This is a genomic window from Oerskovia enterophila, from assembly GCF_044748475.1.
Taxonomy (GTDB): domain Bacteria; phylum Actinomycetota; class Actinomycetes; order Actinomycetales; family Cellulomonadaceae; genus Oerskovia; species Oerskovia enterophila.
This window is the reverse complement of the sequence record NZ_JBIVFZ010000001.1, coordinates 121,216-135,796: the sequence shown is the minus strand read 5'-3', so window position 1 is coordinate 135,796 and position 14,581 is coordinate 121,216. Positions and strand designations below refer to the sequence as shown.

General features: G+C 73.7%; 14 protein-coding genes. 3 read left to right on the top strand and 11 right to left on the bottom strand.

Going from position 1 to position 14,581, the window contains the following annotated elements; genetic code table 11:
* Nucleotides 1–9: 9 nt before the first annotated feature.
* From ACIPWA_RS00610 to ACIPWA_RS00570, 9 genes are all read right to left on the bottom strand, one after another.
* Nucleotides 10–1,089 (bottom strand): fatty acid desaturase family protein, encoded by a 1,080-nt coding sequence (locus ACIPWA_RS00610; RefSeq protein WP_139107612.1) that lies wholly within the window; start codon nucleotides 1,087–1,089, stop codon nucleotides 10–12.
* 21 nt (nucleotides 1,090–1,110) lie between these two features.
* Nucleotides 1,111–1,731, bottom strand: coding sequence for a hypothetical protein (locus tag ACIPWA_RS00605; RefSeq protein WP_400287689.1), 621 nt, complete (start codon nucleotides 1,729–1,731; stop codon nucleotides 1,111–1,113).
* Nucleotides 1,732–1,873: 142 nt separating this feature from the next.
* Nucleotides 1,874–2,371 carry a DUF1269 domain-containing protein gene (locus tag ACIPWA_RS00600; RefSeq protein ID WP_068623844.1) on the bottom strand — a complete coding sequence of 166 codons (498 nt, stop codon included), beginning with the start codon at nucleotides 2,369–2,371 and terminating at the stop codon, nucleotides 1,874–1,876.
* Nucleotides 2,372–2,482: 111 nt separating this feature from the next.
* Nucleotides 2,483–3,235, bottom strand: a complete 753-nt coding sequence (locus ACIPWA_RS00595; protein ID WP_068709174.1) for a cation efflux transmembrane domain-containing protein — start codon at nucleotides 3,233–3,235, stop codon at nucleotides 2,483–2,485.
* Complete coding sequence (locus ACIPWA_RS00590) at nucleotides 3,232–3,564, bottom strand: ArsR/SmtB family transcription factor (protein ID WP_056649628.1); 333 nt, start codon at nucleotides 3,562–3,564, stop codon at nucleotides 3,232–3,234. Before ACIPWA_RS00590 ends, ACIPWA_RS00595 begins: the two co-directional genes overlap by 4 nt.
* 83 nt (nucleotides 3,565–3,647) lie before the next feature.
* On the bottom strand, nucleotides 3,648–4,520 hold the full coding sequence (locus tag ACIPWA_RS00585; RefSeq protein WP_068709133.1) for an SDR family NAD(P)-dependent oxidoreductase: 873 nt from the start codon (nucleotides 4,518–4,520) through the stop codon (nucleotides 3,648–3,650).
* Nucleotides 4,517–5,965, bottom strand: coding sequence for an enolase C-terminal domain-like protein (locus tag ACIPWA_RS00580; protein WP_400287685.1), 1,449 nt, complete (start codon nucleotides 5,963–5,965; stop codon nucleotides 4,517–4,519). Before ACIPWA_RS00580 ends, ACIPWA_RS00585 begins: the two co-directional genes overlap by 4 nt.
* Nucleotides 5,962–6,780, bottom strand: a complete 819-nt coding sequence (locus tag ACIPWA_RS00575) for an SDR family NAD(P)-dependent oxidoreductase (protein ID WP_400287683.1) — start codon at nucleotides 6,778–6,780, stop codon at nucleotides 5,962–5,964. The genes ACIPWA_RS00580 and ACIPWA_RS00575 overlap by 4 nt, the downstream gene beginning before the upstream one ends.
* Nucleotides 6,777–8,525, bottom strand: coding sequence for a hypothetical protein (locus tag ACIPWA_RS00570; protein WP_400287681.1), 1,749 nt, complete (start codon nucleotides 8,523–8,525; stop codon nucleotides 6,777–6,779). Before ACIPWA_RS00570 ends, ACIPWA_RS00575 begins: the two co-directional genes overlap by 4 nt.
* A gap of 220 nt (nucleotides 8,526–8,745) precedes the next feature.
* Here ACIPWA_RS00570 and ACIPWA_RS00565 point away from each other — a divergent pair, with 220 nt between their 5' ends.
* The gene (locus ACIPWA_RS00565) at nucleotides 8,746–9,474 is read left to right on the top strand and encodes a GntR family transcriptional regulator (protein WP_068709127.1); all 729 of its coding nucleotides are present in this window, start codon (nucleotides 8,746–8,748) and stop codon (nucleotides 9,472–9,474) included.
* Nucleotides 9,475–9,493: 19 nt separating this feature from the next.
* On the opposite strand, the gene ACIPWA_RS00560 is transcribed toward ACIPWA_RS00565, so the two are convergent.
* Both ACIPWA_RS00560 and ACIPWA_RS00555 read right to left on the bottom strand, forming a co-directional pair.
* The gene (locus ACIPWA_RS00560) at nucleotides 9,494–9,985 is read right to left on the bottom strand and encodes a hypothetical protein (protein ID WP_400287679.1); all 492 of its coding nucleotides are present in this window, start codon (nucleotides 9,983–9,985) and stop codon (nucleotides 9,494–9,496) included.
* The gene (locus ACIPWA_RS00555; RefSeq protein ID WP_400287676.1) at nucleotides 9,982–10,533 is read right to left on the bottom strand and encodes a hypothetical protein; all 552 of its coding nucleotides are present in this window, start codon (nucleotides 10,531–10,533) and stop codon (nucleotides 9,982–9,984) included. Before ACIPWA_RS00555 ends, ACIPWA_RS00560 begins: the two co-directional genes overlap by 4 nt.
* Before the next feature lie 286 nt (nucleotides 10,534–10,819).
* Between ACIPWA_RS00555 and ACIPWA_RS00550 the strand changes: the two genes are divergently transcribed.
* The gene (locus tag ACIPWA_RS00550; protein WP_400287674.1) at nucleotides 10,820–11,881 is read left to right on the top strand and encodes a GNAT family N-acetyltransferase; all 1,062 of its coding nucleotides are present in this window, start codon (nucleotides 10,820–10,822) and stop codon (nucleotides 11,879–11,881) included.
* A gap of 412 nt (nucleotides 11,882–12,293) precedes the next feature.
* The gene (locus tag ACIPWA_RS00545) at nucleotides 12,294–14,573 is read left to right on the top strand and encodes a peptidase C14 (protein WP_400287672.1); all 2,280 of its coding nucleotides are present in this window, start codon (nucleotides 12,294–12,296) and stop codon (nucleotides 14,571–14,573) included.
* Nucleotides 14,574–14,581: the final 8 nt, after the last annotated feature.

The following is a 14,581-nucleotide window of genomic DNA, read 5'->3' as shown; positions in this document are numbered from 1 at the left end:
GGGTGCGCACTACCTCCCGAGCGACGCCGCCAGCGGGCACGTGAACGGCTCCTGAGCGCGCAGGCCCACGTGGTTGAGGTAGCTCACCACGATCCCGTAGGACCGGAACAGACCCACCTCGGTGTAGGGCACGCCCGCGAACTCGCAGTAGGTGTGCACGATGGGCTGGACCTTCTTGAGGTTGGGCCGGGGCATGCTCGGGAACAGGTGGTGCTCGATCTGGTAGTTCAGCCCACCCATCACGGCGTCGACCGCGTACCCGCCGCGCACGTTGCGCGACATGAGCACCTGGCGCCGCAGGAAGTCGAGCGTCATGTCGCGCGGCACGATCGGCATGCCCTTGTGGTTCGGGGCGAACGACCCGCCGAGCAGCACGCCGAACAGCGCGAGCTGCACCCCCAGGAAGGCGGCGGCCTTGCCCGGTGGCAGCAGCACGAACAGCACACCCACGTAGACCGCCAGCCTCCCCAGGACGAGCGGCGCCTCGACCCCTCGATGCGGTACGGCGTCCTTGCGCAGCACGGTCCGCACGCTCGCGACGTGCAGGTTCAGCCCCTCGAGCGTCAGCAGCGGGAAGAAGAACCACCCCTGGTGGTGGGCGAGCCACGCGCGCCACCCCGTCCTCGCCGCCAGGGCAGCGGGGGTGAACGAGATGACTCCGGGCGAGATGTCGGGGTCCTCGCCCTCCTGGTTGGGGGCCGAGTGGTGGCGCTCGTGCTTGGTGCGCCACCAGCCGTAGCTCAGGCCGACGAACCCGCCCGCGAGGACCCGGGCCGTCCAGTCGTTCCACCCGCGCGAACGGAAGATCTGCCGGTGCGCGCTGTCGTGGCCCAGGAAGGCGATCTGCGTGACGACCACGGCCATGGCCGCGGCGACGACGAGCTGCCACCACGAGTTCCCGACGAGGGCGACCGCGACCCAGATCCCGGCGAAGGCGAGCAGCGCCAGGACGAGCCGCGTCCAGTAGTAGCCGTACCGCCGTCGGAGCAGCCCGGTCTCACGGACGAGCCGGGCCAGGGTGGAGTACTCGTTCGTCACCCGACGCGCGACGGGCCGCGCCCTCGGGAGGTCTGTCGGCGCCACGTCCATGGGGTCCTCATCGCTCCGGGGTCACTCGAAGCGGATCTCGTCCGCCTCCACGAGGACGGCACCGGCGCGTCGATCCTCTTCTCGCTGCAGGTCCGCGACCTCCGCGGCCAGGCGGTCGTGCTCGGCGACGAGGTCCCGGCTGACATCACGCAGGACGCCGGCGATCTCGCGGGCGAGGCCACTCCGGAGCGCGGCGAGGCTCGTGTGGCCGATCAGCAGGCGACGGTCCGAGACGGTCAGCTCGACGCCCTCGTATCCCGCGCCGGCGAGGCGTCGTCGGACGTCGTCGCTCTCGATCGCGTCCTGCTCCTCGCGCGTGACGCGGCGCGAGAACACCGCAGGGACGGTGTAGGCGACCGGCTCACGCGCCGTCCCCAGCTCCGGGGGCAGAGCGGTCGCCAGGACACCGGTCAGCCGGAGGGCGTCGGGGTCGGGTGGCTGCTCCGGGTCGTGGCCGAGCGCGTGCGCGTTCTCGCCGACGTGCCCTCGCTCGTGCCCGCCCTCGTTATCCCAGTCGCGTGCCGCCGCGTCGTCCTCACGCTCGGCGACCGAGCGTTCGACGTCCTCCGGCAGCGTCGTGAGCGCGCCCTGTCCCCCGCCGCGCCCTGGTGCAGCCGGTCCGTGCGTCTCGTTGCCAGGCATAGTTCGACGCTACGCCTCATCGGGTGCGCCGACGGGTCCTCGCCGGTGCAGGTTGCGTGTGGGTCGGGCCGCCTCGCCGGGCACGACGACGGCCCCGGTCCGCGAAGGACCGGGGCCGTGCGTCTCGCGCGTGCGGAGGTTCTCAGACCGCGTCGTCGAAGGCCGCGCGCAGGTTGGCCTCCTCGTCGGCCGACAGGTTCGTCTGGATGAGCTCGCCGTGGATGCCCTGCGCCTTGAGCGCCTCGTGGACCCGGTCCATGACGGCCCCCGACGTCATGACGAACAGCGCCGACGTGCCCGGCGTGACCTTGGACCGCACCGAGTCGATGAAGTCGTCGTCGATCCCCACGTCGGTCAGCGAGCCGGCCAGTGCGCCCGAGGCCGCACCGATCGCGACGCCGATGAGCGGGATGAAGAAGATGATCCCGAACAGCAGGCCCCAGAACGCGCCGCCGAGCGCGCCGATGCCCGTCGTGTTGTTGGACTGGTGCGTCTTGGGCTTCTTCTTGCCCTCTTCCCACGACACGATCGCCGCGTCCTGCACCTGGATGAGCTCCTGCTTCTGCAGCCCCAGCAGCGCGTCCTCCGCCTGCTGTGCGCCTTCAGGAGTCTCGAACTTCCACACCGTCAGTGTTGCCACCACAAGCCTCGTTCCGTCGTCGTCGGTTCTCGGAGGACGCCGTCCCGGTCCGGGCGCGGGTCCTCCTCGACCGTAGGTGCGGTTCCCCGGGGCCGCCATCGGAGACCGGTGTCAGTCGGCGCAGCACGAGCACCCGTCGCCGTCGGGCGTCGCGCCGCCCGCGGCACGCGCGTCCGTGCCCGACGACGGAGCCCCCTCTCCCTCGGCGTGCAGCGCCGCGACGGGCGAGCAGCACGCGTCGCCGCGCCAGGCCTCGACGCCCTCCTTGATCGCGACGGCCGCGATGACGAGGGCCGCGACCGGGTCGGCCCACGTCCAGCCCAGCGTGGTGTTGAGCAGCAGGCCCACGAGCAGCACGGCCGAGAGGTAGGTGCACAGGAGCGTCTGGCGCGAGTCCGCGACGGCCGAGGCCGACCCCAGCTCGCGTCCCGTGCGCCGCTCGAACCAGGAGAGGAACGGCATGATCACGAGGCTCACGGCCGCGAGCACGATCCCGACGGTCGAGTGGTCGGGGTCGGATGCCCCGAGCAGCGTGCGCACGGCGTCGACGCTGACGAACAGCGCGAGACCGAAGAACGACACCGCGATGAGGCGCATCGCGGTGCGCTCGCGACGGTGCGGGTCGGGGGCCGCGAACTGCCACGCGACGGCTGCGGCCGACAGCACCTCGACGACCGAGTCGAGGCCGAAGCCCACGAGCGCGGCCGAGGACGCGAGGCGACCGGCCGTGATCGCGACGACCGCCTCGACCACGTTGTAGGCGATGGTCGCCGTGACGATCCAGCGCACGCGACGCTCGAGGCGGGCCCTGCGGGCGGGCGCGAGGCCCGCGGGCGGGCGGGGGCCGATCGACACCGAGGTCATGAGCAGGTGCACCCGTCGGGCGAGCAGCACGTCGGGTCGACCGTGACGACGAGCCGGAGCAGGTCGTCGAGCGCGGGCGCGAGGTGGCTGTCGGCGAGCCGGTACCAGGTGCGACGGCCGTCGGGGATCGCCTCGACGAGCCCGCACCCGCGCAGGCACGCGAGCTGGTTCGACATGACCTGGCGCGAGACGCCCAGGGCGTCGGCCAGGTCCGAGGGGTACGCGGGCGCTTCACGCAGGGTCAGGAGGATGCGCGTGCGCGTCTCGTCGGACAGCGCGTGCCCGAGCCGCGCGAGCGCCGCGGTGTGCGTGAGGGTGACGGTCTCCATGGACAGGACAGTACACGGAATCCTGAATCCAGAAAATGGTGTACCGCCAAGGCAGCCGGGTCGTCAGGGTCCTCCCGGTCGACTCACCCCAGCCCGTACCGCGCGTCGAGCTCTGCGTCGTGCGGCAGCGTGCCGAACGACGCGGTCCATGCGCCGTCGGCCGCGATCGACTGCCCGGACACGTAGGACGACTCGTCCGACAGCAGGAACGCGACCACGGCCGCGATCTCCGACGACTCGGCGATGCGCCCGAGCGGCGGGCCCTCGGCGAGCCCGCGCTCCTCGGCCGCCGGGTCGGCGGCGTTCGCGATCTGCGCGTCGAGGTGCGGCGTGCGGACCCCGCCGGGCGCGACCGTGTTGGCCCGGATGCCGTAGCGCCCGTACGTCACCGCGACGCTGCGCGCGAGGGCGTCGATCCCGCCCTTGGTCAGCTCGTAGGCCGCGTGGTCGACGAACGAGGACCGCCCGTGGATGGAGCCGACGTTGACGATCGACCCGCCGCTCACCTGGTCGGTGAACGCCTCGACCGCCGCGGCGGCCCCCCACAGGTAGCCCAGCCCGTTGATCTCGACGACGTCGCGCACCGTGCGCTCGATCGCCTCGGCCCGTCCCGGGTCGCCCATCGCGTGCAGCGGGGTGGTCTGGGTGATGCCCGCGTTGTTGACCCAGCCCGCGAGCGGCGCGAGGGTCCGGGCGACGCGCGCGGCCTCGCGGTGCGCCTCGCGGTCGCGCGAGTCCGCGAGCACGACGGCCGCACAGATCCCCTCCTCGACGGTCCCCGAGCCGGGGGTCCGCTCGAGCCCGACGACGGCCCACCCGTCGGCGGTCAGCCGCGCGGCGATCGCGCGGCCGATGCCCTTGCCGCTCCCGGTCACCACGACGCTGCGGGTCGCGGCGCGCACGTCGTCCGGCCCGACGGCGGAGCCCGCACCGGGCGTGCTGGTCGGGTCGGTCATGGCTCCTCCTGGTCGTCGAGCATGCGGTTGCCGTCAGTCGAGCATGTGGTGGACGTCGTCCCGGGGCCGATCCCGGACGCCGACCGCACGCTCGGCCGCGAGGGCTCGGTCTCGAACGTGAAGTACGCGGGCGAGAGCGTGAAGCCCAGGCCGGGGGCCTCGGGCGGCAGCGCCGTGCCGTCCGAGAACGTCGGCCCGCCCTCGACGAGCAGCGGCGCCGGGTCGTAGGGGTTGCCCTGCGGCGAGCGCTCGAACGTCTCGACCCCGATCCCCGCTGCGCCCCCCAGGTGGACGCTGACCTCGGGGTACACGTGGCTCGACGTCACGAGCCCCGCGTCCTGCCAGGACCGGACCAGGGGGTCGGCCGCGGTGATGCCACCGATCCCGACCACGTCCACGCGCGCCACGTCGAGCGCGCCGAGCGCAGCGAGCCGCGCGAAGACCTCGGGGTCCGTGACCTCGTCGCCGATCGCGAGCGGCAGTCCCGTGACCTCACGGATGCGCGCGGCGCCGTCGGCGTCCTCGGGCAGCACGGGGTCCTCGAGCCAGGCGAGCGCAGGCGCTCCGGCCCCTGCGGGACCGCCGATCCCCCACGCGTCCAGGTCGGCGAGCGCGTCGTCCGCGTCACGCCAGCCGAAGCCGACGTCCACGACGACGCCGCTGCGGCCCGCCTCCGTCTCCCGGCCCGTCGCTCCTGGCAGCTCGTCGCGCAGGTTCGCGAGCAGGCCGCGCATGAGGTCGCGGTCGGGAGAACGGGAGATCTTGAGCAGCGGCCAGCCCTCGCGGGCGCGGTCGAGCACCTCGTCGGCGACGTCGCGCGCCGTGCGACCGGGGGTCGGGTAGGCCGCGACCAGGATCGCCGGGCGGGCCGCGGGCGCGACCGGGCCGGACGCCCCCTCGCCCGCCCGCAGGTCAGGGTGGGTCGACGGACCGACGCCCGTGCCGTCGTCGGGCACCACGGCCGCGCCGTACGCACCGTGAGCCGAGGACGGGACGCGCGCGGCGCTGTCGGAGTCCAGGAGCCGCCACACCGGGACTCCTGCGACCTTGCCCGCGACGTCCCACAGGGCGACGTCGACCAGCCCGATCGCCCGGCGGACCAGGCCCACCCGCCCCACGATCGCCGATCCGCGCAGCGCGGCGTCCCACGCCGCGCGCACCCCTGCGGCCGGGTCGTCGACCGGGAGGTCGCGGCCCACGACGTGCGGTGCGACGAGGCGCTCGACGATCTCGGCCATGGGCGCCTCGCGCGTCAGGGCGTAGGAGACACCCGTGACCTCGGCGCCGTCGGGCAGGAGCGCACGGACCTGGACCCCCACGTACTCGCGGCGCGTGACCGTCATGGCCCCGAGCTGCAAGGGCTGCGGCAGGGCGACGACGGTCGTCGACGTGCGGACGTCGGTGATGCGTGCGAACCCGCCCCGGCTCATGGCTCGGCTCGTCATTCCGGCTTCTTCGCGAGCGGGACGCCGTAGTCGATGATGAACCCGCCGTCGACGTAGAGGGTCTGGCCGATCACGTACTGCGACTGGTCCGACACGAGCCAGCTCACGGCGTTCGCGATCTCCGAGGCGTCGGCGAGGCGGCCCGCGGGGATGCGCGCGAGGATCGTCTCCTCCTTGAGCGTCCCGGCCGCGACGCCCTGGCGGAAGACGCCCGTGTCGATGTACCCGGGCGCGACCGCGTTGACCCGTACCCCGCGCGCGGCCCACTCGGCCCCCGCGGTCGAGGTCAGGCCGATCACGGCCGCCTTGGTCGTCGAGTACGGGGCCCGGCCCGCGGAGCCGCGCGCCGAGACCGACGAGATGTTGACGATCGCGCCGCGGCCCGCGGCGAGCATGTGCCGGCCCGCAGCCTGGAGGCAGGTGAAGACGCCGTGCAGGTTGACGTCGACCACGGCCTTCCACTCGTCCCAGCTCAGGTCCTCGATGCCGCGGTGGCGCTGGATCCCAGCGTTGTTGACCAGGACGTCGATGGTGCCCGTCGCGGCGGCGACAGCGTCGAACGCCGCCCCCACGGCCGCGTGGTCGGTGACGTCGAGGGGCATCCAGACCAGGCTCGGCTCGGCCGGCAGGGCCACGAGGTCGAGCGCGGGCAGGTCGTGCTGGACGACGTCCGCGCACACCACGCGGTAGCCGTCGGACGCGAGCCGCTCGGCGATCTGTCGGCCGATGCCGGCCGCGCCGCCCGTGACGATCGCGGTGCGGAGCGGGGTGCCGGCCGGGGTGCCGGTCGTGGTCCTGGTGCTGGGGATGCTCACTGTTCCTCCGTGGAAGTCTGCGCTGGTGCCGGCGTCGTCGCCGCCAGGGTGTCGATGAGGTGGTTCGCGTGCTGCTCGAGCCGCGCGAGCGAACCGGGCGCGAGCGGCGACTGCCACGCCTGGTAGGCGCCGCGCACGTAGGCCTGGTCGGTCGGCAGGTAGACGAAGCCCGGGCCGTTGGTCAGGTTCGCGACCACCACGGGGTGGTCACCCGCGTGCTCGCGGACCGTGCGCTGGAAGCGCGAGTACGCCTCGCCCGGGTGCGCGACGAGGAACCCGTCGCCGATCTGCCACACCCACGTGGGGTGCTCGACGGTCGGGCCGGTCACGTAGCCGTCGCGCAGGTTGCGCGCGCGGCGCAGCCGCTCGTCGCGGCTGCGCGGGTCGATGTCGGCCCACTCGGCCTCCATCTGCGCGAGGCTCGGCAGGTCGCGCAGGTCCAGCACGACGGCGTCGCTCACCGCGCGCAGGACGCGCGAGCCCTCGACGGGGCGCGGCTCCCACATGCCCAGCGGTGCTCCGGACTGCACGGCGTGCGTGAGCTCGAGGGCCGTGCCCGGCGGCGGCAGCTCGGCGAGCGCCGCGAGGACCGCGTGCCCGAGCGAGAGACCGTGCCGGTCGGCGACCGCCACGTCCCCCGTGTACTGCTCGCGCGGGGCCAGCTCGCCCGAGGCGCCCTGGAAGAACGCGACGGGGGCCCCGGTCGACTCCTCGACGAGGTCGCGCATCGCGCCCACGTAGTCCGGGGAGACCAGGGTGTTCTGCCACGCGAGCGTCGTGGGATGGCACGCGTAGTTGACGATCGTCGCGAGAGGCATCGTGGTCGGCAGGGGCTCGCGGGCGGCCGCGCAGGCGGGGCAGCGGCTCGCGTCGGCGGTCGACGGCGGGTGGTCGTGCCCGGTCGGTGCAGGGTGGTCGTGCCCGGTGTGTGGCCCGACCCGGCTGAGCCGGCCGATCACGACCGTGTCGTCCGTGGCGGCGCGCGGGACCGACGGGTTGAACCCGATCACGGGAAGCCCGAAGTCTTCGGTGACGTCCGCGGTGGCGCCGGAACCGGCGGACGTCGCGGCACCGGACGCGGCGGGCCCCGTGTCGACGGGCTCGCCGTGCGACCCGCCCGCGCCGAGGATCAGCTCGCGGTCCGCCGCGAGCGAGCACCGTCCCGTCGTCCACTCGAGCGTCGCGGGGGCGAGCGTGGCCACGGCCTCGCGGCCCGCGTCGACGGCCTGCGCCGCGAGGCGCTCGAGGTAGGCGGGGACGAGCTCGCCGCCCTCGAGGTCGGCGTCGTGGCTGCACAGCACCGGGCCCGCGTGGGTGTGGGACAACGAGATGAGCAGCCGCTCGGGCGGCAGGCCGAGGCCCGCGAGGACCGCGTCCCGGACGCCGCGCTCGTCGTCGACGCGGCGCCACCACGTGGCGTCCACGGTGATCATGACCAGAGGGTCGGTCCGGGGCGCGCCGGTGCGCTCGGGGTGAGCGGCGCCGTCGGGCACGCTTCCTGACGCGGGGCGAGGTGCGCCGTCGGGCGTGCGGCGCGCGGGCGAGACGCCCGAGCCGGGCGCCTGCTCCTCGGCGAGGGCGATCGCGGTGAGGGTCATCGCGCGGTGGGTGCCCCGGGAGGCGTTCCAGTCGGCCGGACCCCAGTTGCGGGCGCGGATGCCCACCGGTGGCGTCACGTCGCGGCGTGCGACACCTGCCAGACCGCGGAAACCAGGCACCTTCACCTGGTCGTGCAGGGACACCATGGATCCTCCTCGAGCCTGTGCGTGAACCCTCGAATGCTATAGCATGTAGTGAGGGGGCAAGCCGTCCGGTGGCCCTTCGCCTCGATGGTGGCACAACGGTGCGCCCCGCGCAGACCTCGCCCCGACAACGCACCGCGGGCGAGCAGCCGGGCCCGGTTCGCCGACCGCTATCCTTCGGGGCACCCTCCCGGATCGGACCGCAGAACACTACGGAGAACCCATGGCGCTCAAGAGCGTGCCCGACCTGAACGTCGCCGACCGCGTGACCGTCGAGCTGCGAGAGGCGATCTTCAGCGGCGACCTCGCCCCCGGGTCACGACTCGTCGAGCGCAAGCTCGCCGAACGCCTCGGCACCAGCCACATCCCCGTGCGCGAAGCGCTCACGCGCCTCACCGAGGAGGGGCTCGTCGAGCGCCTCCCCCACCGCGGGGCGCGCGTCGCCGCGCTCACGAGCCGCGACCTCGAGGAGATCTCGAGCCTGCGCACCCTGCTCGAGCAGTTCGTCGTCGTGCGCGTGCAGGCCGAGTGGGACGCCAAGACCGAGGCCCGCCTGCGCAAGACCGTGCAGCAGATGGTCGACGCGGCCGAGCGCGGCAGCTCGGCCCGCGTGTTCGAGCTGGACCGACGCTTCCACGAGCAGCTCTGGGAGCTCGCCGACCACCGGATGCTCATGACCATCACGTCCCAGCTCCGTTCCCGGATCACGGGCTTCCTGCGCGCCGCGAACGTGGCCCTGGACCCCGAGGCGCGCGTCGCGCACGCCGAGACGCACAACCTCATCATCGACGCGATCGCGAGCGGCGACCCCGAGCGGGCGCGGACCGTCATGGCCGAGCACATCGGCGAGGCCGCGGCGCGGCTCGAGAGCCACACCGAGGAGGGCGAGGCAGAGGCCAGCCCTGCTCCGGGGGCCGCGACCGGGGCCGTGGCCGTCGAGGCCGCGCGCTGACGCCGCGGGCCGGCCGGGGTCAGGTCGGCCGGTAGCGGAGCAGCAGCCGGCCGACCAGCGCTTCGTACGCGTCACGCGCGAAGACCAGGTGCACGGGCGGGGTGAACGGCACGTCCTCGACCCCCTCGTCGGCACGGTCGCCCGGGACCTGCCAGCCGAGGTCGCGCCACTCGACGACACCCTGACCGATCACGAGCCGCGCACTCACCGCGCCGCACCCGAGGTCCGCACACACCGGGCAGACGAGCAGCGGGACACGACCGTCGGCGAAGACGCTCACGTCGTCGGGGGCTCCGCCGCCGAGCAGCACGTCGAGGTACTCCGACGCGGTGGCCGGCAGGAACGGGCTCGGGTCGACCAACGGGGCCGCGAGCGCTCCCGGCCCCTCCGCAAGGGACACTCGATCGACGAGCCGGGTGAGCGTCTCGCCGTCGACGGTCCACTCGTCGCGGTACGCCAGCGTCCCGGGGTCGGTCGGTTCCATGACCGTGCGGATGCCGAGCTCGTTCACGCGCGCTCCGACAGCAACGCGGCCTCCCGCCGGGACGCCACGAGGGCGAGCGCACCGCACCCGACCGCGAGCACCAGGAGCAGCGGTCCCTGTGCGCGGTACAGGACGAGCGCGACGATCGGGCTCGTCACGACCAGCGCGATCCCCGGGCCCCGGAGCAACGGGTTCCCGGTGCGACCGTCGAGCAGGAGCAACCCGATGCCCAGCACGACGGCAGGACCGGCGAACCGGAGCATCATCGGACCCGAAAAGTACGCCAGCAGAACGAGCACGAGCAGGACCACGCCGTACCGGTCCTTGCCCTCGGTCGCCCACGCCGGTCCGCGCCTCGTGCGACGCGCGGCGACGACCCACAACACCAGGTACACGAGGGACGGGACGAGCACCCCCGGCCAGAACCTCCAGGGGTCGCTCCAGAGGGACACGGCGAGGACGGCGAGCCCTGCGGCCGTCCCCGTGAGCGGGAGGGACGTGGCGCGTCGCTGGGCGCGACGCCTGGCCTCGGTCGCTGCGAGGAGCGAGGCGGCGTCGACGGTGGTCCTCATCATGGGAGCACTGTGGCGTGCCGGGCACACCCCGTCAACAGGGGTGGGGGCAGCGAAGGGACGGCTCGCGTCGGTGCGGGTCGGGACGGTCGAGGGATGGACACGTCGTGCGAGGTCCAGCCCGACCTCGCACGTGCTTCGTTGCCGTGCATCGTTCACTCGAGAACGTGGTTGCGAGACTATTCTTGCTATAGCAAAGCGTCAAGCCGACAGGGCCAGGCGTACCTGGACCGCCTCACGCACCCATCCCCACCTGCGACGACATCCCGCAGGCTCATCGAGGAGCCCCATGGACTTCCGCACCGCGACCCCCGCCGACGTCCCGTCGCTGTACACGCTGTGGGCAGCGGCGTTCGACGCCCCGCTCATGGTCCCGGTCTACGAGACCGACGCCGACCGGCTCGACCGCACGATCGTCGCGGTCCTCCCAGGGACGGGCGCAGAGCCGGACCGCGTCGTCGCCTCGGTCTGCTGGAGCCCGCGCACGCTCGTGGGCCTTCCCGGGCCCGGTGGGGCAGCCACCACGCTCACCGTGGGCGGTATCGCGAACGTCGCCTCGGCGCCCGACGTGCGCGGGCGCGGCCTGGTGCGGCTCGCGCTCGCCGCGACGGTCGAGCGCATGGAGGCCGCGGGCATGGACGCCTCGCTGCTGTTCACCGGCACGCCGGGCGTCTACCGCCCGAGCGGCTGGGAGACCTTCGAGGTCCCCGTCATCTCGGGTCCGCTCCGGCCCGACGGCGCCGCTCGCCCCGGGCAGCCGGGCCCGGCCGGGCAGCCGGGCGCGACCAGGCTCGCGGTCCGCCACGAGGGGGCGGCGCGCGCAGCTTCGGCCACCCCCACCACGTTCCCCGCCTGGAGCGCCGACCTCCCGTGGCAGGACCTCGCCGCCCTCCACGACGCGTTCCACGCCGCCCCCGTGACGACGCGCCGCACGGCCGCGCACTGGCAGCGCCGGATCCCCCTCTGGTACTCGGCGGCCGAGCTCCTCACGGCCCGACGCCCCGACGGCGCGATCGCGGGCTACCTGGTCGTGGAGACTGAGGGTGAGACGCTGCGCGTGCGGGAGCTCGCCGTCGGGCCCGACGACACGTCGGCGGTCGAGGCGCTCGCACGAGCGGCCCGAGCCCTGGCCCGCGAGCGCGGCGCGACCCGCGCCGAGGTGCGCCTGCCGCGCATCCCGGCGACCACGGTCCTCACCGATGCGCTCCTGGCCACCGAGGGCCGCGAGACGACGTCGGACGCGACGGGCATGCTGCGTCCGGTCCTTCGCGGAGCGGCGGAGATCGACGCCCTGCGCGCCGCGACGAGCGGCCCGGCCGCCGGCTTCCACTGGCCCGGCGACTACCTGTGAGGCAGGGGGCGCCCGCCGTCGTGCCCGACGAGGGACGCGCACCGAGATGCGGCCAGCGGGGGTCGAGGAGGTCGACCCCACCCCCGTGGCCCGCATCTCGATGCGGGCACCGTACCGATGTCAGCAACGCGCCCCGGAAGGACCCGACGGACCTGGCGGCTCGTCATCAACCTCTTGACATTGCTATAGCACCGGCCTAATCTCCGGGAAATGCCCGATTCATCCGGACGCAACGAAGCGCATCCATCCTGCTGTCGCGGCCTGCCGCACACAGCCTGAACCGTTCCCTCGCACTCCCGTCCCCGGTCACCGCAGCCCCGGCCCGGCGGACTCCACCCGCACTCCCCCGTTGCCGCGCGTCGGCCACGCCTGAACGGACCCGTCTCATCGACTCGTCCGAAGGGTGACCCACGTGAAGACCCCCCTGACTGCCCGCGAGAGCGCGGCAGCGCCACACCTCTCCCCCGACTCCGACACCACCGCCCCCTCGCGCCGCGGCCTGCTGCGCGTCGCTGGCATGGGCGCGCTGGCCGCGACCGCGTTCGCGCTGTCCACGAGCACGGCGCCCGCGGCGCTCGCCTCGCCGCTGGGCCTGGGCAAGGACAGCGAGCCCGACGACGAGCTCACCGTCGCGACGTCGGTCGCCCAGCTCGTCGGCTGGCGCGCCAAGAAGATCGACCACGGCACCGTGGTCCGGCTCCTAGGCCACGCGACCCCCGGCGACGGCGCCGCACGCCTCGTCCGCTACGACGCGAAGAGCACCGCGACCCCCAACGGAGGCACGGTGCTGGCGCCGCAGGACCTCGGTGCGGCCGGGCTGGGTCCTGGGCGGTGGCACACGCTCCACACCGGCACGGCCGACTTCCGCTGGTTCGGGATCTTCGGCGCCGACGCCCGCACGGGCAGCGCCGACGATGCGCTCGACGCGCTCGTGAACGACCCGACCGTGAGCCGCATCGAAGGGCACACCGAGCTCAACTTCGTGCGCCGCCACACCTACGCGCGCTCCGACCTCGAGCTCGACTTCGGCGGCCGGACGATCACGACCGAGGGCATCGAGCGCAACGCGCACGACAACCCGTTCGGCGCCGTCATGTTCTTCCAGGGGACCGTGACGGACGTGACCCAGCAGCGCACGCTCGTCGAGACCATGCCCGACCAGCGCGACGTGTTCGAGGTCGCGGACTCGACCGCGTTCGCGGTCGGCGACTGGTGGACCGTGCAGGTCGACCCCCGGCCGGGCGGCGGGCGCGACGAGCGCGAGCTCCAGCGGCTCGTGCAGGTCACCGAGGTCGTCGATGCGGCGCACGTGCGCGTCAACTACCGCAACGGCTGGGAGCTCGCCCCGGGCCGCGTGCTCGAGTGGCGCAAGGTCGTGCCCGTCGAGCAGGTCCACGTGCGGAACATGACGTTCGTCGGGGCCGGCCCCTACGACGGCCCGCTCGACGGGGAGCTGCCCGACGACCGCGAGCTCAGCGGCTCGCACCCGGTCGCGTACGAGTTCGCGGTGCGCTGCGACGTCTCGGACGTGCACGGCTCCAGGACGTGGTGGCCCGTCATCATGCGCCGCTGGAACACGTTCTTCGCGACCGAGCGCTGCTCGGTCGCGAACCCGCCCACGGTCTTCTACGGCGGCGCGGGCTACCTCACGCAGCAGATCTACTGCCTGTACGGACGCGTCGCGGACTGCCGCTCGCACAACGCGCGCCACCTCAACGACCTCACGGCCTCGGCCTACTGCCTCGTCGAGAACTGCCACGGCGACGGCGACGACCAGGGCGGCAACCCGTTCACGACGCACGGCCAGTACGAGCACGACCTGGTGTTCCAGGGCAACAGCGGCCTCATGGACATCGCCAACTCGGGGGCGCAGTGGGGCATCAGTGCCAAGCGCATCACGGTCAAGCAGCACGTGGCCTCGTGGTTCACGGTCAGCACCAAGATCACGGACCTGACGCTGGAGGACGTGCACGTGGTCGCACGCTCGACGTTCGACCAGCAGGGCAGCCTCACGGTCAACGCCGACGGCGTGCAGATGCGCGGGTGCACCGCGTCGTTCTTCGCGGTCGCGCAGCGGTCGAACCTGTCGAAGCGGCCCAACGTCATCGAGGACTGCCACTTCTCGCTGCCGGTCGCCAGCGTGCTGCACCAGACGCCGGTCGCGAACCCGGTCCACTTCGTCCGGACGAGCTTCACCGGGTTCGACGGCACGATCCTGCGCGGCGCGGGGCCCGTGACGTTCACCGACTGCACGTTCGTCGGCTCGACCGACGAGGCCTCCCCCGCGGCCCCCGCGCTCGTCGGGTCGGCCGACGTCACGATCAGCGGCGGGACGCTCACCGGTACGGGCATCCAGCTCAGCGGGGTCCGCGACCAGAGGCTCACGGTCCGCGGGGCGGAGCTCTCCGGCACGACGACGGCAGGCGCCCTGGTCTCGCGGGCTGCGGGCCCGGGCACGGTCCAGGTGGACCTGCGCGGCGCGACGCTCGCCACGAGCGGGACCACCGCGCACGTCGCACTGACCTCGGGCGCCGACGCGCTGACCGCGGTCGGCACGCGCTTCAGCGGCGGCCGGTACGACCTGGCCCCGGCCACGCGCGTGCTCCAGTCAGGCTGCGTCGAGCAGGGCGTCGACCGCACCGGCTTCCCCGAGGGCGACCACGTCCTCGTCACCGACCCCCTCGCGCTGTGAACCGCACG

What these genes read in the sequence shown, in the direction of transcription:
- ACIPWA_RS00605 (WP_400287689.1), bottom strand. Translation starts at nt 1,731, where the DNA reads ATGCCTGGCAACGAGACGCACGGACCGGCTGCACCAGGGCGCGGCGGG.
- ACIPWA_RS00610 (WP_139107612.1), bottom strand. Translation starts at nt 1,089, where the DNA reads ATGGACGTGGCGCCGACAGACCTCCCGAGGGCGCGGCCCGTCGCGCGT.
- ACIPWA_RS00585 (WP_068709133.1), bottom strand. Translation starts at nt 4,520, where the DNA reads ATGACCGACCCGACCAGCACGCCCGGTGCGGGCTCCGCCGTCGGGCCG.
- ACIPWA_RS00590 (WP_056649628.1), bottom strand. Translation starts at nt 3,564, where the DNA reads ATGGAGACCGTCACCCTCACGCACACCGCGGCGCTCGCGCGGCTCGGG.
- ACIPWA_RS00570 (WP_400287681.1), bottom strand. Translation starts at nt 8,525, where the DNA reads ATGGTGTCCCTGCACGACCAGGTGAAGGTGCCTGGTTTCCGCGGTCTG.
- ACIPWA_RS00580 (WP_400287685.1), bottom strand. Translation starts at nt 5,965, where the DNA reads ATGACGAGCCGAGCCATGAGCCGGGGCGGGTTCGCACGCATCACCGAC.
- ACIPWA_RS00550 (WP_400287674.1), top strand. Translation starts at nt 10,820, where the DNA reads ATGGACTTCCGCACCGCGACCCCCGCCGACGTCCCGTCGCTGTACACG.
- ACIPWA_RS00565 (WP_068709127.1), top strand. Translation starts at nt 8,746, where the DNA reads ATGGCGCTCAAGAGCGTGCCCGACCTGAACGTCGCCGACCGCGTGACC.
- ACIPWA_RS00595 (WP_068709174.1), bottom strand. Translation starts at nt 3,235, where the DNA reads ATGACCTCGGTGTCGATCGGCCCCCGCCCGCCCGCGGGCCTCGCGCCC.
- ACIPWA_RS00555 (WP_400287676.1), bottom strand. Translation starts at nt 10,533, where the DNA reads ATGATGAGGACCACCGTCGACGCCGCCTCGCTCCTCGCAGCGACCGAG.